The sequence below is a fragment of the Xylanibacter rodentium genome (assembly GCF_013166575.1).
GTDB classification, from domain to species: domain Bacteria; phylum Bacteroidota; class Bacteroidia; order Bacteroidales; family Bacteroidaceae; genus Prevotella; species Prevotella rodentium.
The window spans coordinates 57,074-75,316 of record NZ_JABKKE010000017.1 but is presented as its reverse complement, the minus strand read 5'-3'; the positions used below and the strand labels follow the sequence as shown (position 1 = coordinate 75,316).

General features: G+C 50.1%; 12 protein-coding genes. All 12 read right to left on the bottom strand.

The genetic code is table 11. The features are described from left to right. Window positions 1–185 precede the first annotated feature (185 nt). Window positions 186–2,423 carry a glycoside hydrolase family 3 C-terminal domain-containing protein gene (locus HPS55_RS10415; protein ID WP_172178003.1) on the bottom strand — a complete coding sequence of 746 codons (2,238 nt, stop codon included), beginning with the start codon at window positions 2,421–2,423 and terminating at the stop codon, window positions 186–188. Between the two features lie 5 nt (window positions 2,424–2,428). After that, window positions 2,429–3,670, bottom strand: a complete 1,242-nt coding sequence (locus tag HPS55_RS10410) for a glycoside hydrolase family 5 protein (protein WP_172324953.1) — start codon at window positions 3,668–3,670, stop codon at window positions 2,429–2,431. 163 nt (window positions 3,671–3,833) lie between these two features. After that, complete coding sequence (locus tag HPS55_RS10405) at window positions 3,834–4,019, bottom strand: hypothetical protein (protein ID WP_172177999.1); 186 nt, start codon at window positions 4,017–4,019, stop codon at window positions 3,834–3,836. Then, window positions 4,016–4,492 carry a hypothetical protein gene (locus tag HPS55_RS10400; protein WP_172177997.1) on the bottom strand — a complete coding sequence of 159 codons (477 nt, stop codon included), beginning with the start codon at window positions 4,490–4,492 and terminating at the stop codon, window positions 4,016–4,018. The genes HPS55_RS10405 and HPS55_RS10400 overlap by 4 nt, the downstream gene beginning before the upstream one ends. Window positions 4,493–4,516: 24 nt before the next feature. Beyond that, the gene (locus HPS55_RS10395) at window positions 4,517–5,659 is read right to left on the bottom strand and encodes a family 16 glycosylhydrolase (protein ID WP_172177995.1); all 1,143 of its coding nucleotides are present in this window, start codon (window positions 5,657–5,659) and stop codon (window positions 4,517–4,519) included. A gap of 130 nt (window positions 5,660–5,789) precedes the next feature. After that, on the bottom strand, window positions 5,790–7,739 hold the full coding sequence (locus HPS55_RS10390; RefSeq protein WP_172177993.1) for a hypothetical protein: 1,950 nt from the start codon (window positions 7,737–7,739) through the stop codon (window positions 5,790–5,792). 24 nt (window positions 7,740–7,763) lie between these two features. Then, on the bottom strand, window positions 7,764–9,284 hold the full coding sequence (locus HPS55_RS10385) for a RagB/SusD family nutrient uptake outer membrane protein (RefSeq protein ID WP_172177991.1): 1,521 nt from the start codon (window positions 9,282–9,284) through the stop codon (window positions 7,764–7,766). A gap of 31 nt (window positions 9,285–9,315) precedes the next feature. Further along, window positions 9,316–12,555, bottom strand: a complete 3,240-nt coding sequence (locus tag HPS55_RS10380; RefSeq protein ID WP_172324951.1) for a SusC/RagA family TonB-linked outer membrane protein — start codon at window positions 12,553–12,555, stop codon at window positions 9,316–9,318. A gap of 1,088 nt (window positions 12,556–13,643) precedes the next feature. After that, entirely contained in the window at window positions 13,644–15,320 is a 1,677-nt protein-coding gene (gene asnB / locus HPS55_RS10375; protein WP_172177989.1) for an asparagine synthase B, read from the bottom strand. A 44-nt stretch (window positions 15,321–15,364) separates the two neighbouring features. Next, on the bottom strand, window positions 15,365–16,081 hold the full coding sequence (locus HPS55_RS10370) for a hypothetical protein (RefSeq protein ID WP_172177988.1): 717 nt from the start codon (window positions 16,079–16,081) through the stop codon (window positions 15,365–15,367). A gap of 97 nt (window positions 16,082–16,178) precedes the next feature. Next, window positions 16,179–17,432, bottom strand: coding sequence for an ammonium transporter (locus HPS55_RS10365; RefSeq protein WP_172177987.1), 1,254 nt, complete (start codon window positions 17,430–17,432; stop codon window positions 16,179–16,181). A 77-nt stretch (window positions 17,433–17,509) separates the two neighbouring features. Continuing rightward, window positions 17,510–17,857 carry a P-II family nitrogen regulator gene (locus tag HPS55_RS10360; protein ID WP_172177986.1) on the bottom strand — a complete coding sequence of 116 codons (348 nt, stop codon included), beginning with the start codon at window positions 17,855–17,857 and terminating at the stop codon, window positions 17,510–17,512. Window positions 17,858–18,243 lie beyond the last annotated feature (386 nt).

The window sequence follows — 18,243 nt, the reverse complement described above, 5'->3', positions numbered from 1 at the left end:
AATTTTTTAGACTCTAACAGACATTGTTTTCTATTAGTTGAACGTGTCGCAGGCAGATATATTGCCTGCGACCGTTCTTCATCGTCTCCTGAATACATCCTGTTGATAAAAATTTTTCTACTAACTTACACTACTGAACTATACAATATTCTATTAAAATATCTGCCGGTAAAACCGATTCTATGTCATCTGACCAATCTGAAAACCTTCTTTGAAACGATTTTGTCCGACGACGTTCCTATATGGGCTACAAAATCTCCCGGCTCCGCCACCCAACCGTTTACACGGTCGTCGTAGAAACAAAGCTCCTCACGCCCAATCGTAATACTGACGTCACGGCTCTCACCCGGCTCAAGATAAACTTTGGAAAACCCTTTGAGTTCTTTCACAGGGCGCGGCAGAGAAGACTTGACATCACTGATATAAAGTTGCACCACTTCGGCTCCAGCACGTTTGCCTGTATTAGTAACATTAACTGTAAACGTAATCCTCTCGTCACCGCTAATTTCATCTTTATCGACACTCATGCCGCGAAGCCTGAACATTGTGTAGCTAAGGCCATGACCGAAAGCAAACATCGGCTTCGTCTTCTCCTTCTCCATCCAACGGTAACCCACAAAGATGTCCTCCTTATATTCTTCATCAATTATTTTCCTGTCGCTGCGCCATACTCCCGGATACGCTCCAAGTTTATGTACTCCCACATCATTCAAAGAGACAGGCCAAGTGAACGGCAATTTTCCCGAAGGACAGACATCACCGACAAGCACTGATGCAAGCGCCTCACCGGCCTCGGAACCAATAAACCAGCCCTGAACGATTGCAGGAACCTTGCTTCGCCACGGCATTGCTACGGCATTGCCCGAGATGTTAACATATATCATATTCTTGTTGGTTCCGGCCAATGCCTCCACTACACGGTCCTGACCGTAAGGCAGTCCGTAGTCTTTCCTGTCATGACCCTCACAATCCTGATAGTCGCTCTTGTTAAGTCCGCCGAAGAATATCACATAATCGGCACACCTTGCCTTCTCCACAGCCTCGTAAATAAGTTGCTCCGGAGTACGATGGTCGACAAGATTCTGACCCGTTGTCACCCCGTTATACGCTCCGGTAGTATCTCCTACATATCCACGGGCATAGTCGACATCGACACCAACCGAAGCCAGACGGGCCTTTAAACCGTCAAAAGGAGAAATTTCCCTCTGAACTTTAAGCGACGAAGAGCCACCTCCAACAGTCATCATCTTTATAGCATTCTCACCGACAACAAGGACCTTACGGGCTTTGGACAGGTCGATTGGCAGAACATTTCCATCGTTCTGCAACAATACTATACCCTCACTCGCCACACGCAATGCCGTGGCATAATGCGCCTCGGAGCACAAAAAGCCATGAGGACGGTTGCGGTTCATGGTTGTGCGGAAAAACAAACGCAATACACGACGTACCTTATCGTCAAGTTCCTTGACGGTAAACTTTCCTTCGGTTATAAGCCTCAAGTATGGATTTGCCAGATAATAGTTGTCATATGCATTTGTTGCACCCATCGTAAGACCATCGGTCCACGAGCCGAACTCCATATCGAGACCATTCATTATGGCTTCCTCGGTATTGTGACACCCTCCCCAATCGGACACCACCACACCGTCAAACTTCCAGTCTGTCTTCAATATTCTGTTGAGCATTATCTCGTTGTGGCAATTGTGTTGGTTCTTGTACAAATTGTATGCACCCATTATGGCCCATGTGCCCGCCTCGGTGACAGCCGCCTTGAACGCCGGTAAATAAATCTCGTGCAAAGCACGGTCTGAAACAACGACATTTACCTGATGACGATACTCTTCATCATTGTTAAGAGCATAATGCTTTACACAGGCAGACACACCCTTAGACTGCAAACCTTTAATATAAGGCACCACCATACGCGATGCCAACAACGGGTCTTCACCCATATACTCAAAATTACGACCGTTAAGCGGAGTGCGGTAAATGTTTACCCCCGGACCAAGTATCATATCCTTGCCACGATAAAGTGCCTCCTCACCAAGAGCCTCACCGTAAATAAGTGCCATTTGTGGATTCCATGATGCGGCAAGACATGTCAGCGCAGGAAAGGCCACACACGAGTCGTTAGTCTGTCCGGCCTGTTCCCACTCGTCCCAAAGCACGTCGGGACGCACACCGTGAGGCCCGTCATCAGTCCAAAAATCTGGAAATCCGAGACGCTTGACACCAGGCGAACTGAACTTGCTTTGAGCATGTATCACGGCTATCTTCTCTTGCAGTGTCATGCGCAAGAGAGCATCGTCTATCCTCTGCTCCACCGGTTTCGTCTCGTCGAGATAAACAGGAAGCTGCTGTGCGTCTGTTGTTGCCACTACGCTGAAGGTAAGCATGGCTGATATAAAAATTGTCTTCATAATCACTATTTCTTCAGTCCTATTGAATTTATATATCCATCCTGCGGCTTGCAGTTGCCGAATTTAGAGTTCTCGATGAACTCACGCAGCAGTTTCTTGGCCGTTTTCTGATCCGGACGGGCCGCACGTATATCGTTGAACGTTGTACGTTCGGCTTCCGAAAACTTCACTATAACGCTGTCCCATCCTTCCGGACGTGTGATGCCATTCATACACGAACCGTCAACTTTCTTGTAGGGCCAGAAAGTGTAGCCGATGTTGTTGTCTTTCATCACCTTTACAAAATCAGCCTGCCACTCATCAGTATTGTGTCCTATCTCACCCATATACATGGGCACCCCCGTCCTGTTGCGGAAATCAATATATTCCTTTATGGCCGGAGCCGTAGCATCACCGCCATAACGATGGCAGGTATACATAATATTACTATCGAACTTCCAGTCCTCGAACATGAAAAAGTCGCTGTTCCAACGTGCACCGCCAAGAATGACAATATGATTTGTATCAACTTCGCGTATAGCTTTGACAGCACGTTTGTAGAGTGGCTCTAACTTTTTGTTGAGTTCATCTTTATTCTCAAAATAATGTGCGATAGGCTCATTCATAATTTCATAGCCAAGTATCACAGGCTCGTTTTTATACCTATCCGCAATAGTGCGCCATATGTCGCAGAACTGTTTCTGCGCCGTCTCGCTCTCAAAGAGCCACGGATAACCATAGCCGTCATCGATGTTGTCGCCGGTCTGTCCGCCCGGACAGTCGTGCATGTCGAGTATTAAGTAGAGGCTGTTATCACGGCACCACTTCACCACACTGTCCACACGGTCAAATCCGTCCTGAGCGGCAGTCAGTCCCATATAATCCTCATCGGTGAACAACTTATAGTTGAACGGCAGACGTATGGTGTTGGCACCCGTCGAGGCAATAAAGCCAATATCGTCGGCGGTGATGTAGTTGTCCTTGAACTCGCACCAAAACCTGTCGGTAGCATCAGGACCGACCATCTCACGCAACATCAGGTCTATCATCCACGCACTGTTGGTGCGACTGAATCCGAACATATATCCTTCGGGATTGAGCCAGTTGCCCAGATTGGTACCTTGTATGAATAGCTTTGTTCCGTCAGGCCTTATCAGGTCTACGCCCCGCACCTTTACGAAACGGGCCCCTTCGGTGTGTTCTTCGGCTGTACATCCGAAGAGGACGAGCAGCACTGTTACTATGAGCAATATATTTTTTCTTATCATAACGAATGTCTTTAATTGTGATAGTCAGATTATGGTAGCAAGCAGTAACTGCTTTTTCGGGAATATGCGGATGTCGTCTACCTCCATCGTAACCGGCAGACTAATTTGTCTGCCTTTGACTATGATCAAATACAGTCTAAATATGAATCAAAAATATCCAAATTTATTTCTTGGTTTCGGGAACATAGAACCAACTCTCGGGAACACTCCGGCGCTCACTCATCCACTCCTGTGAAGGATCTACGGCGATAATCATCGGTATCTCCCCTGTCTTCGGGAACATTATGTTGTTGTAGACCTCTTTGTTCTCGTTCTGTCGCACCTGAACACGAATGTTATGCTTGTTCATGTCCCAACCGCTAACCACATATTTCTCGTTGGGGTCAGCTCCCAACACGCCGGCATGCTCTTCAAGCTCTGTATTGCCAATGGTAAGTTTAAACGGCAGTTTCCCGGCACGGTCATATAGAAAGGATTGCCCAGACTGCGGTTGTCGGTTCCTTCCTCCAAAGTCTCCTGCATCCAGGCGAGCGTGTTGTTGTCCACCTCATACCAGTCTCCTTCGGTAAAGCCGCCCTCTCCTGCACGTGTCATGGCTTTCTGGCCTTTGCTTGTTCCAACGAGTCTGAAGTCACTCTGCTTGTGACTGTAGTCCCAGCTCTGGTTCATGTCAATATTGACATACTTTTTCGCGAAATTCTCGGCATAAGAAGCCTTTGTGTTGTTCTCTACGGCATTCTCGTCGAACAAATCCTTGCTTGAGCATGCTGTAAGCAATACAGCTGCGCCCAACAGAATCAGGTTGTTTATGTTCGTTTTCATCTTTATTTATTATTTATTTGATTCTTATTTTTTCTGAAACACACGTATATAGTCCACTTCCATCGTCACAGGCAGCGCACGATCGTCAACGCCGTTCATTCCGCCCCACATTCCGCCCCACGCAAGGTTGAGGATGGGATAGAAAGCATAGTGGAACGGCCACTGGTTATGGTCCGAACCCATCTGTTCACGCGTTACGGCCAGCTGCACCTTGCCATCGACATAAGTGGTTATCTTGCCAGGCTCCCATTCTAGTGCGTAGACATGGAAAGCGCCTTCGGCATCGGCTATGGTCATGGCGTGGGTCTTCTGCGTACCTTTGGTATGGTTGTAGTCTTGCGTGTGCAGCGACGACGACACCTCGTTGGGCACACAACCCACCTCTTCCATTATGTCTATTTCGCCACACATAGGCCACGGATTGGTGCTCCAGTCGTTACCCACGGGCATCATCCAGAATGCGGGCCACGTGCCTTTGCCCGAGGGCAGCTTGATACGTGCCTCGAAATAGCCGTACTGCCAACCGGTGCCGACATGGGCATAAACGCGGCCGGAATATACCTTGCCGTTTTCCTTGAAGCAGTTTATCCGCAGCGTTCCGCCCTTTATCTCGGTCACGTTCTTGCCGCCGGGTGACTTATGATACACGTAATTCTGCAGTTCGTTGTTCACCCAACCTGATTTCTGCACCTCGTGAGTCCAGTCGGAGCCGTTCAGTTCGGTGCCCTTGTCAAACTCATCGTTCCATACCAGTTTGTAACCGGGTATGGGACATGTTATCACACTGGGATCGGGCACGCCGTCGCCACCGGCCTGTACAACGGTTATTGTCTCGCGGGCCGAACCGCACATGATGGTCACGGTACCCGTACGTCCGTCGAATCCGGTGTTCTTCTGCACCATGACATTCACCTTTGTCTCATCCGACACCGAGTTCTTCGGGTCTATACTAATCCAATCCTCACTGACTATTGACGTCCACTCGTGATTGGCAACGACCGTGACAGCCTGCGAGCCGGCATTACCGTCAAAATCCAGCGACTTTGAACTCACCGTAACTGACGATTCGGCAGCACTTCCGCCGTCGTCGTCGGAATCGCTACCGCATGATAATGCCATCAGGGCGAGCGGCATCAGAAGCATGGTTATAATGAACTTCTTATACATAATCACGCATCGTTTGTCCTTGTTTTCTTACTTTCCTTAAAACAGAGAGGATGTGTCATGACGCCCGCATGGCCGGAACGGGACATATCAGGTATCACGACACACCCTCATCTATACTCTATTCACTTTCTCAATCCACTTTCGAGAATACAATGTTGCTTACTTTAACCTTAGTGCCGCCGGGTGTGCCGCCGAAGTCGAACACCAGCGAGAGCGCATGAGCATCGTTAAGTTTCAGCGTCGCGCCCTTTGCCGTATAAACGAAAGGCTTGTCGGCTGTAATGGGGTGACGACCGTCGAAGAAGAAGTTGCCATCATGCTTGGTTCCATCCGGGCCGTCAGTCTCCGTCAGTTTAATCGTCACGCCTTCGGGCGAGTCGTTGTCCATCTCTACTGTGCAAGAGAAGTAGTAGGTCGATGCAAGCTCTGCCGTGAGCGAGGTGTTGATGGCCACCTGACCCTGCCACTGGGTACCACCGATGCCGTCGGGAACGGTAAACGTATAAGCATTGCCGTCACGTGCTATTTCCGGCTGCGGGTCAAGAGTGCTCCAACCGTTGTCGGCAAACCATGTCGTAATGTCAATCAGTGACTCACCGCTGTCGACAGTCTTCCAGATATTGGCCGGGTCGTCGTAGAGAACGCTCTTGTCTTCCTCAAAGTATATCTTGCTCACTTTAACCTTAGTGCCTGCCGGCGTGCCGCCGAGGTCGAGAACGAGTGAAAGTGCAGGTGCATCTACACCTTCCTTCAATTTCACGCCCTCTGCCTTGTAGACAAACTGCTTGTCGGCAGTGATGGGATGTACGTCGTCGAAGAAGAAGTTACCGTCTCTTCCGTCTCCGCTTTCCGTCAACTTGATTGTCATGCCGGGCGCGTCATTGTCGGCATCGACAAGACAATAGAAGTTATAGGGCTTATCTCCCTTGGCCGCGAGATTGGTATGAATCTTGACCTGACCCTGCCACCGGTCGCCACCGGTACCCTCGGGTACAACCACTTCAAAACCGTCTTCAGTCACAACCACATCAGGCTGTGTGGGCAGTGTCTGCCAGCCGCCGTCGGCAAACCATGTCTCGATGCCAAGCAGTGAGCCACCTTCAGTCATGTTCTTCCAAAGATTGGTAGACGCATCCACATTCCAGTCGAATACAGCAGCCGGCTCGTCCGGTTCGGTAGGCAGACCGGTGTCTTCGCGGCTCGTCAGAACCATGCGCCATACTATGCCGTCGCCGTCGTAGATAAGCACCAGACGGGTGTTAGTAAGAGCCTCAACACGGAAATACGGGTTGTTGTATGCTGCATCTGAAGATATATAAGGCAGCAGTGTCTCCGGCGCAAACTTGATGAACAGCGTGGGCTCGTCGTTGTAAGTGCCGGGCTGCAGCTCAAACGTCGACGTCTGCTTCGACACAGGAACCATAAAGTCCTGTCCGTCGTTGGTGTTGTATTCGGGGAAGATGGTACAGTCTTTGTTTACATATACCGTGCCGCCCTCACCCGGATCATACGTGTAAGTGCCCTGTGTGGCGGGGTCTGTGGCAGAGTGAGAGAAAGATATTCGGTCGTCATAAACGCCCCAATCAGCCTTGTCATTTACTCCGGCAGCCCACCAGTTTGAGCCGTCAGAGCCGGGTTCACCACATCCCATGTGTCCCACCTCAGTGTAGTCTACGCGCCACTCTTTGCCGCAGAGCTTGTTGTAGTACACAGCATCATAGTCAATCTTGGTCTCGTTAAAGTGGAACGAGCCTGTCAGCGAGCCTTGCGACTGGCCGTTGCGGTTCATCAGCTTAACCTCAAGCTCGTGGGTACCCTCTTCCATGCTGCTGTAACTGGTCTTCGGAAGTATGGAATACATCTTGCCGTCGAGATACCACACGGGATAGCATCCCTTGAAATCTCCGCTGAGCGAGAAGACGGCAGTATTTGTCTCCTGATCCGTTTCCACTTCAATGGTTCTGTCTCCTATCACGGGAAGACCGTTCTTGTCGGCGCCACTGAACTCATCGGGCGAGCAAGCTGTAAAAGCCAGGCCGGCAACGAGCGGGCAAACCATATATTTCAATATACTTTTCATATACATTATCTTTTAAAACGGTTATTAATAGTCATTCTGCTTCAATGTCGGGTCAGCATCGAGTTCTGACTGTGCCAACGGTATATGCTTCTTGTTGGGAGTCCACGTATTTGTACGATATCCATACTTGTCCGGCTTCAGATAGTCGGCAGCCTTGCCAGAGCGCACAAGGTCGAAATAACGCTTGCCCTCGCCGCAGAACTCGAAGTGGCGCTCCTCGATGACATTGTCGATGGTAGCCTGGTCTATGCCCTGCAGGTTGACGCGGTTGCGCACCTGGTTGAGATACCTTGTAGCCTCTGTGCGGTCACCGCCGGTCTCAATGATGAGCTCGGCTGCGTTGAGCAGTGTCTCGGCATAGCGGTAGATGCGCTTGTTGTTGTTATAGTTCAGGTTCTTGGATCCGGAGCAGTTGGCCACGGAAGAGTCTTTCGGACGATATTTTCCAAGCCACAGACCGGTGTCCTGATAGCGCTTTGTGTAGTTGTCGCCAAACTCGCGCACATCCCAGATGGTAGCATCGCGGCGGATGATGTCGCCGGCATTGGTAAACATCTCATAGGTTTCCAGACGCACGGGCAGGAATCCCCAGCCTTCAAGACCGTTCCATCCGTCGCCACCCTTCCAGCTGTTCGGAGATATCAACGTGGGAAGCACCGAACCGCCGGCGTTCAGGGCTGCATCGCCCCAGTCGCGCTGTCCTTCCGCATCGTTGTAGTTGATTTCAAAGATAGACTCCTCGCACCATTCGCCGGCCTCGGTCCAAAGTTCTGCGAAGTCACCGTGCAGGTCATAGTCTTTCGACTTTATCAGCTCCCTCATGTATGCAAGGGCCTGCGGATAGCGGTTGCGGTCGTTCTGATACATCGTCATCTCGGCATAGAGCATGTAGGCCATGGCCTGCGACACGCGTCCGGCCTCGTTGTCCGCCCAGCGCATAGGCAGCACGTTCGACTTGATTATCTCTTCCAGCTCTGGCAGCAGACGGTTGTATATTTCGTCTGCATTTATCTGCGGTGCAGTATAGGGCATCGAAAGGTTCTCGAGGTAGAAAGGAACGTTGCCGTAGTAGTGCCACAGAATGTTATAGTAGTACACTCGGAGCAGACGTGCCTGCATTTCGCATGAGCGTGAGCTCTTCAGGTCCGGGTTCCACGAGCAGTACTTGATGGCATCGTTGCAGCGCTTGATGCCCGAGTAGAAGTCGCCCCAGAGCGTGGCGAGTGTGTTGTTTCCGTCGGCCTCGAAGTTGAACAGCATGTGCCAATGCTTGTTGTCGTTGTTGTCACTGCCCCCAACCCAGAAGTCGTCGCCCATTATTTCGGCATCTACCGTGAGGTCGTTGTATGCCACGTTGTCCCAGTCAGGCCAGTGCAGCGGGGCATATGCCGCCGTGAGAGCCTCGTTGAGGCGCTTGTCCGTGTTGTAGTATTCCTCCAGCGGGTCGCCGTCGGGCTTCGTTACCGTAAGGAAGTCGTCGCTACATGAAGACAGTACGAATGCCGAGGCGAACAGTCCTGCTATGATTGCTTTATTGAGTTTCATAATCTTAACGTTTTTAATTTGGTTTTACTTTTTAGAGTGAAATGTTGAAACCTACAGTCCAGGTACGGGCCTGCGGATAAACTCCGTAGTCTACACCGAGCGATGTGCCGCTGGTTCCTATTTCTGGATCGAAACCCCAGTACTTTGTCCATGTAACGAGGTTCTCAGCCCTCACATACATGCGGAAACGCTCTACGCCTACCACCTGTGTGAGTTTGCGGGGCAGTGTGTAGCCCAGTGTGATATTCTTCAGGCGCAGATATGAGCCGTCGCGCACATAGAGGTCACTGACCACCCAGTTGCTTGCGTCGCCGCTCTTCAGTATAGGCACTCTGTTGGATGTGCCTTCGCCGGTCCAGCGGTCGAGAATCCATGTCGGGAAGTTGGCCGACGAGATGTCCGAACGGTATGTGGCGTCGAATACGTCCACTCCGCTCACGCCCTGGAAGAACACGTTGAAGTCGAATCCTTTCCACTCGGCATTCAGGTTAAGACCGAAAGTCCAGTCGGGTGTACCCTTACCTATTTTCGTACGGTCGTCCGACGTTATCTTGCCGTCGTTGTTCGTGTCCACGAAAATCATGTCGCCCGGCTGTGCGTTGGGCTGTATCATCTGTACATCGCCCGTCTCAGGGTCGGTCCATGTATAGTTCTTTACCTGCTCTATGTTCTGGAACACGCCACCGGTCTTGTAACCGTAGAAGAAGGGGAACGGCTGTCCGTTCTCGGCCCGTGTGCCACCGTCTGTAAACTGGCTGATGCCCCAGTTGAGGAAGCCGGTGTCGTTACCGAGATTTTTCAGGGTGTTCTTAAGATAAGAGGCGTTGCCCTTCACTGCAAAGCGTGCATCGGCAATGCTGAACTTATAGCCGAGCTCAAACTCCCAACCCTTGTTCTCCATATCGCCGACATTGGCCAGAGGGCGCTGCTCGCCTACATACGAGGGTATGGGCATGTCGATAATCATACCGTTTGTCTTCTTCACGAAGTAGTCTACCGAGAATGTCAGCGCGTTGTTGAAGAAACCGAAGTCGATTCCGAGGTCAGTCTGCTCACTCTCTTCCCACTTCAGGTCCTCGTTGGCGAGGCGTGTGGCCTTCGAGCCGTAGTCCATCACGGCAGTCTTGCCGAAGTAGCTATTGGTGTTGCCACCGGTATATGTCAGCGTGGTATAGGCAAACTCGCCGATGTTGTCGTTGCCGTTCTTACCCCAGCTTGCACGGAACTTCAAGTTAGAGAGCCAGTTCTGGGTGTTCTTCATGAACGCCTCCTTGTGGATGTTCCATCCCACCGATACCGACGGGAACGTACCGTACTTGTTGTTGGAACCGAAGCGGCTCGAGCCGTCGCGGCGTACCGTAGCCTGGAACATGTACTTCTCGTCGAAGCTGTAGCTGAGGCGTCCGAAGTAAGACGACATGTGATGCTCCACATACGGGCCTCCGCCGCCACCGCCCTGGATGATTATCTTGCCGTCGTCGCCTATGGTGGCGATAGAACCGGTAGTGTAATTGAGGTACGGCTTGTTGGGGTTGACAAGGTTCCACTTCGAGAACGACAGGTCGTCGCCTTTCTCTTTCAATGCCGACTGTCCGAGCACTACGCCAATGGTGTGCTTGCCGATGGTCTTGTCGTAGGTAAGAGTGTTTTCAACCTGCCACGTAGACTTGTTACCCTTGTATGCGCCGGCAGACGTATGACCGTTACCGGTGTTGTTACCGGAAAGGTAGTAATTTCTGACCTGTGCCGACTCGTTGCCCCAAAACGACTGTTCGGCACTCCACGAGAAATGATACTTCAGATTGTCGTAGAGCTGCAGGTCGAGTGAGAACTTAGGCATTATCTTCTGCGACCAGTTGCGTGTGGGGTGTCCTTGCATCATGGCGATGGGGTTCACCTGCTCGTTGTACGAGCCTACGAATCCGGGAATGGTGTAAGGATTTCCGGCAGCGTCGGTGTAAAGGTCGTAAGAGCTGTACTGGTCTATCATCTGCTGGCCCGGGCCGGGCTTTCCGTCGGCATTAACGCGGTTGAGCGTAACCGGCAGCGTGGGTGCCAGATAGAGAGCCGAACCCAACGGAGAACCCCATGTCGAGTTGGCATCGACACCGGTATTGTGCACGCGCATGTAGGATACATTGACACCCAAATCAAGTTTGTTGAGGAAATTGCGCTCTTTTGTGGCGTCGATAAGATTATAGTTGGTATTGCTGCGTATGGTGAGGCGGTCGTAGTTGGACTGTCCGTAGTTTCCGCCCACAATACCATCCTGTGAGAAATAGCCCAGCGAAAGATAATAGTTGATTTTATCTGAAGCACCGCTCACCGACACATCGTGCTGCACTATAGGGGCATTGTCGTTGAACAACAGACTCTGCCAATCCGTACCGAAACCGTTGATGGTATTCCCGTTCATGTCTGTCAGATTCCAGGGATCGGCAAACTCGGGCAGCGGTGTCTGACCGCCGTTGATGGCCTTCTCGTTCTGCAGCACGGCATAGTCGGTCGCGCCGGTCACGTCACGCTTCTTCCATGCGCTCTGCCAGCCATACGAGAAGTTGTAATTAATCTGTGCCTTGCCGGTCTTGCCTTTCTTAGTGGTGACAAGAATCGCACCGTTTGCGGCACGCGCACCATAGATGGCGCCCGAGGCGGCATCTTTCAGCACCTCGATTGACTCGATATCGTTTGGATTTACAGACTCCATACCATCCTGATCCGTAGGCATGCCGTCAATAATATAGAGGGGCTCGGTATTGTTGATAGTACCGATACCGCGCACACGTATCATAGACTTGCTGCCAGGCTGTCCCGAAGATGACGTCACATTCACACCTGCTGCCATACCCTTCAAAGCATCGTCGGCACGAAGACGGGTCTTGCCTTCCAAATCGTCGGCGCTCACCTTGGCAATAGAGGCCGTAACCACCGACTTCTTCTGTACCCCGTAACCTATTACAACAAGGTCGTTAAGCACCTGTGCATCGCTCTGAAGCACAATGTGCATATTGGTTTTCACTCTCACATCCTGAGTTTTGTAGCCGATGTAAGAAACAGTCAATGTGGCATCAGACGTCACAGCAATCTTGAAGTTTCCGTCGTAATCGGTAATAGCACCGTTCGTCGTTCCCTTCTGTACCACGGAAGCACCGATGACAGGCTCATTGTTCGAGTCTACCACGACCCCCGAATAGGTCTGCTTCTGTGCATAGGCTGCCATCGACATGAATAACAATGTCAACAGCATGAATAGATACCTACTTTTTTTCATACGTTTTGGTTTTTATTGTTTTAAGTTAGTGAATTAACAGTTCCATCAGGTTCTTGACAATCACTGTCGTTTTTGTTTAAACGATTACGGTACAAAGATAAGACAAATAATAACTATCTGAGCATAGTATCAAAAAGTGGACTATTTTACCCCCCCCCGAAAAATATTTCGGCTGATTATCAATACGTTACAAACTTAAGTATATAAAAAAGAGTGGATGAGATATAGAGGTGTACAATTAACATTTATATGTTTCCAAGTCATTTTTCCACCTTTTACAACCACACAGAATGCCGCAAATATCCAAATTTCGAAGTCATTGACTTTTAAAAGATGCAAGACCCATTACTTACTCTAAGCGTACAACTACAATCACCACAATCTATTCCAAGTCAGTCAACAAAAATAATTCCTCAAGGAATTTAAAGTCCCCGAAACAGATTAAAAGTTAGTCAACAGAATAAAACTACATTCATAGTACGGATATAGGATGGATACGCCTTGCCTTGAAAAGGCAGCAAGCACATAGCCCGGGGCAGAGCGAAGCGGCACCCCGGGAATCAAACATCGACACCCAGCGCCCTAAAAGGGCAAAAGCATAAAAAAACATACAATACATAAACTTCATGAGTTTCCGTATTTTCTTTACAAAACACTTCGTCGTACGCCGCAAAATTGACTTTTGCCGCCGACAGCCCGAAAAAACGCGATTTTGCATCAAAACAGGAAGCACTGACAATCAGCGAGTTAGCAGCATTACACCGAAAAAGCGACATGTAAAAAAAGCAGAGAGGGCCTTATCAGGTTGCAATAAGGCCCTTACGGCAGTGCGACGACGGCCTCGTTGCACTGCGAAACGGCCATTACGGGAGTGTCGGGAGGGCCTTACGGCAAGAAAATGACATCCGCAACACGTGTCAAGAAAGCAGAGAAGGCCTCCCGGCTTTTCTATTTCAAAGAAAAAAAGATGCGGAAAATTAAGAAGAAACACAACTTTTTCCATCTATTCGGCATATAGCTTCACTGTCATATCCGGACTCCACAACTCACATTCAAACCAAAAACCACGCCGACAGCAATGCCAGACATCAATATGCCTGCTCGTGCACGCCACTGACGGCACGTCCGCTCGGTTCGTTCTTTCCCTGGAAAGCCTCATCCCACTCAAGCGCCACAGATGTGCTGCAAGCCACTCCGGCTTCGCTGGGCACGCAACGGGCAGCGCTGTCTCCGGGAAAGTGTTCGGCAAAAATACTGCGATAATAATATTCTTCCTTGTTCTTAGGCGTATTAATGGGAAATCGCTCTGCGGCATGAGCCATCTGCCAATCGCTGACAGCCTCGGAAGTAATTTGCTTGAGAGTGTCAATCCATGAGTATCCGACACCGTCGCTGAATTGCTCTTTCTGCCTCCAAGCCACTTCATCGGGAAGTATGTCGGCAAAAGCCTCACGTACTATTTTCTTTTCAATGGTATGTCCGGGACACATCTTGGACACCGGATTGATGCGCATGGCGACATCAAGAAACTCCTTGTCGAGAAACGGCACACGCCCCTCCACGCCCCATGCCGACAGGCTCTTATTGGCACGCAGACAGTCGTAAAGATGAAGTTTGCCCAACTTACGGACCGTCTCCTCATGAAAATCCCGGGCTGTAGGAGCCTTGTGGAAATAAAGATAACCGCCGAATACTTCATCGGCACCCTCACCTGAAAGTACCATCTTGATGCCCATCGACTTTATGACGCGCGCCAGCAGATACATCGGAGTTGAGGCACGCACGGTGGTGACGTCGTATGTCTCGATGAAGTATATTACGTCGCGGATAGCGTCAAGTCCTTCACGGACGGTATAGTTTATTTCATGGTGGACAGTACCTATACGGTCGGCCACAAGCCTGGCTTTAGCCAGATCGGGAGCACCTTTAAGTCCTACCGCGAACGAATGCAGGCGCGGCCAGTAAGCCTTGGTACGGCTGTCGCTCTCGATGCGTCTCTCAGAGTATTTCTCGGCAATGGCCGATATCACCGACGAATCAAGACCGCCCGAGAGCAACACCCCATATGGCACATCGGACATCATCTGGCGCTTCACGGCATCCTCAAGGGCTGTGCGGATGGCAGCCGTATCGACGGCATCGTCCGTTACAACATCTTTCACGGCATCATATTCCATCCAATCGCGACTGTAATATCGCTTCATGCCCGGTGTGCCGCTCCAATAATAATGCCCCGGCAAAAACGGTTCGTAGCTTTCGCACTGTCCCTCCAGAGCTTTCAGTTCGGAAGCCACATAGACCGTCCCGTCGCTGTCGCGGCCTATATACAAAGGTATCACACCGATTGGGTCGCGGGCTATCAGAAACTCGTCACGCTCTTCGTCGTAAAGCACAAAGGCAAAAATGCCGTTAAGATCTTCAAGAAAGTCTATGCCTTTGTCACGATATAGCGACAGGATTACCTCGCAGTCGCTGCCGGTTTGGAAGTCGTACGATCCGGCATAACGGCGGCGTATTTCCTGATGGTTGTATATCTCACCGTTCACCGCCAGCACCTGCCTGCGATCTGAAGAGAACAACGGCTGGCCTCCCGACTCGGGGTCGACGATACTCAGACGCTCATGAGCCAGTACGGCCGAACCTCCACAGTATATTCCGCTCCAGTCCGGACCGCGATGGCGTATTTTACCGCTCATCCGCAATGCCTTGTCACGCAGTGCCTGGGTCTGCTGTTTTACATTAAGGATAGCTACTATTCCACACATAATGGTATTTTATTTGAATGAATATTACGGTCATGCCGCCCGTTTTACGGCTCCAGCGTAAAGCCCACCACCATATAGGCTTTCTGCGCACACGGATTGGCCGACACCCCGGCAAACACCGGCACACTGAACTTATCGGTCATCTGCAGTTCCTTGACGGCTTTCAGCGAGACATTGGTCACGGCAAAACCGTCAGTCGAGTAGAAAGAAGTGGCGTAGGGCACTGCGCCAACCGTTGCAGTCCAAGACAATCCGCCAAGACGGAACGGGACATTCACCTCGGCATAGCTGCTATATGCCCGCCCACCATTGTCGTCAAGGCCGTCGTTGCCTGCAAAATTGGTATACCACTGCACTGAGGCCGGACCGAAATCGTAGCCGATATTGGCCTCGAAGACATGGTTGGTGGAGTGCGCCTTGTACATGAAATAACGGTTCTTCGGGTCGCCTCCGTTGGCATTGAACCAATAGTCGGTCAGTCCGATGTTCAGCCCGCCAATAGTGTAGGAAAGCGTGAGGTCAAACTCTTTGGTGTCGCTGGCCTCAGCCAGTCCCACACTACCCCATGCCGTCAACGCCAGACCTTTATACTCCACACCCAATGTAGGCTGCAGCGATACGTTGCCCAAATCCTGACCACGCCAAATGTAATTGTTCACGATGTCGGTCTTTATAACTGCCGCTACCTTGTCCTGCGCCTCCGTCACTGTTGCTCCGAAAAGGAGAATTGCCGTCAAGACAAATGATTTTACTGATTTCATAACAATCTTATTACTTACTACTTACTTTATATTCCATTCTGATTACAGTTCCGCCCGGATATACCGGCGGATATTGTTTCCGGTACGGCTATACACGTCAGTTGTAACAGCTCTCGCCATGTTCGTAGACGTCAAGTCCCTCCTCCTCAACACGTGCGCTGACACGAAGGCCGTGGATTTTCTTTATTCCGAAGAATAGTACGACACCGCATACGGCAGCCCACAGGTCAATGACCAGCACACCGAAACATTCGGCACCGAAGAATCCCCATCCGTTTCCATAAAAAGCACCGTCGGATGTGGAAAGCAATCCGGTCATCATCGTTCCCAGAATACCGCACACACCATGAACGGACGAAGCTCCGACCGGATCGTCGATATGGAGCGTATGGTCGATAAACTCAATGGCAAATACCAGCACCACGCCACAGACAATACCGATGGCGACGGCTCCTAAAGGCGAAACCACATCGCAGCCGGCCGTAATACCGACCAGACCGGCAAGCACACCGTTAAGTGTGAGTGAAAGTGACGGTTTGCCATACCTGAACCAAGTAACGAACATTGTAGCCACTCCACCTGAAGCGGCGGCAAGATTGGTGGTCAGGAATACATGCGATATAGCCACGCGATTAATTTCGCCCGATGCCGCCAACTGACTGCCGGGATTGAATCCGAACCATCCGAGCCACAGTATGAACACTCCGAGAGATGCCATGGCCAGATTGTGACCGGGTATGGCACGGCTTTCACCATTCTTTCCATATTTATCTATACGCGGTCCCAAGGCCAAAGCTCCTATCAGAGCCAATACTCCACCTACACTATGGACTATGGCCGAACCGGCAAAATCATGAAATACATAACCGAAGGTTTTCATCATAAATGAATTGGAGGCATCATTGCACAGCCAGCCGCCACCCCATGTCCAATGTCCCTCTATAGGATAGATGAACAGTGATATTGCCGCACTGTATAAAAGGTACATGGAAAACTTGGTGCGCTCGGCCATCGCTCCGCTGACAATGGTTGCCGATGTGGCACAGAAAACTGTCTCGAAAATAAGGAACCCCTCAACGGGAAGGTCACCGTTATAGAAAGAGAGAGAGCCAAAATTGGGCATACCCACAAAGCCGGCACCATCGGAACCGAACATGAAGCCGAAGCCCACAAAGAAAAAAAGCAACGAGCCGAACATAAAGTCGACAAAATTCTTCATCAATATGTTGGCCGTGTTCTTGCCACGGGTAAAACCCGCCTCACACAGGGCAAATCCAGGCTGCATCCAAAATACCAGCATTGCCGCCAACAGCATCCATACTGTATCAAGTGATAATCCTAATTCATTCATAATTATAAATATATATTGTGTTTGTGTTGTTTTTTTATTTGTTTTGTGTCGTATTACTTGTTCCTTCCACTTCCCGGCTACTTCTTGTCACGCAGGACTGTATCACCGTTCTCACCTGTGCGAATAGACCAAGTATCAATCATCTCGCTTACAAAGATTCGCCCGTCACCCACTTCCCCCGTGTGAGCCACGTCAAGTATAACCTTTACCGTAGGATCGACAAACTGGTCGCGGCAGACTATGGTAAGTGCCATACGTTCTATAACATCAGTGGAGTATTGCACACCACGGTATATACGTTCCTCACGGCTTTGCCCTATACCGTGTACACTGTGATACTCGAACCAGTCTATATCCGAGTTCAACAAAGCTTCCTTTACATCCTCGAATTTCGTTTTCCGGACGATTGCTTCAATCTTTTTCATACCTTAATTTATTTCTTCAGTAACACTTTGACATGCATATACCCGTTTGAGTATACACATTGAAACGTTTCGGTTGCAAAAGTAGTACAAAAGGCGGCAAATGCCACTATATCGCTTTCTGCTTTTTACAAGAAAGAGCCGACGTGTTTCAAATTGTTACTTTTCGTAATACATATATTAAAAATTGTTTCCCCAAAAGCATATAAAACCTTTTTTTGTAACAGACTGGGGATTCTGCAGATTTTTCATGATAAAAACAAGACCTACCTCATTTTCCAACCTGTTTCAACCTGCCGTATCTCTCCAAATTACCGTATATCCGCTTGCAAAATGAGGGAAATTGGCTGTAAAACACAGAAACACCCACATGGCAAACGTTCGTCCGT

Excerpts from the sequence above, each read along its gene's own strand:
- HPS55_RS10415 (WP_172178003.1), bottom strand. The coding sequence starts at position 2,423 with ATGAAGACAATTTTTATATCAGCCATGCTTACCTTCAGCGTAGTGGCA.
- HPS55_RS10410 (WP_172324953.1), bottom strand. The coding sequence starts at position 3,670 with ATGATAAGAAAAAATATATTGCTCATAGTAACAGTGCTGCTCGTCCTC.
- HPS55_RS10405 (WP_172177999.1), bottom strand. The coding sequence starts at position 4,019 with ATGAACAAGCATAACATTCGTGTTCAGGTGCGACAGAACGAGAACAAA.
- HPS55_RS10400 (WP_172177997.1), bottom strand. The coding sequence starts at position 4,492 with ATGAAAACGAACATAAACAACCTGATTCTGTTGGGCGCAGCTGTATTG.
- HPS55_RS10395 (WP_172177995.1), bottom strand. The coding sequence starts at position 5,659 with ATGTATAAGAAGTTCATTATAACCATGCTTCTGATGCCGCTCGCCCTG.
- HPS55_RS10390 (WP_172177993.1), bottom strand. The coding sequence starts at position 7,739 with ATGAAAAGTATATTGAAATATATGGTTTGCCCGCTCGTTGCCGGCCTG.
- HPS55_RS10385 (WP_172177991.1), bottom strand. The coding sequence starts at position 9,284 with ATGAAACTCAATAAAGCAATCATAGCAGGACTGTTCGCCTCGGCATTC.
- HPS55_RS10380 (WP_172324951.1), bottom strand. The coding sequence starts at position 12,555 with ATGAAAAAAAGTAGGTATCTATTCATGCTGTTGACATTGTTATTCATG.
- asnB (WP_172177989.1), bottom strand. The coding sequence starts at position 15,320 with ATGTGTGGAATAGTAGCTATCCTTAATGTAAAACAGCAGACCCAGGCA.
- HPS55_RS10370 (WP_172177988.1), bottom strand. The coding sequence starts at position 16,081 with ATGAAATCAGTAAAATCATTTGTCTTGACGGCAATTCTCCTTTTCGGA.
- HPS55_RS10365 (WP_172177987.1), bottom strand. The coding sequence starts at position 17,432 with ATGAATGAATTAGGATTATCACTTGATACAGTATGGATGCTGTTGGCG.
- HPS55_RS10360 (WP_172177986.1), bottom strand. The coding sequence starts at position 17,857 with ATGAAAAAGATTGAAGCAATCGTCCGGAAAACGAAATTCGAGGATGTA.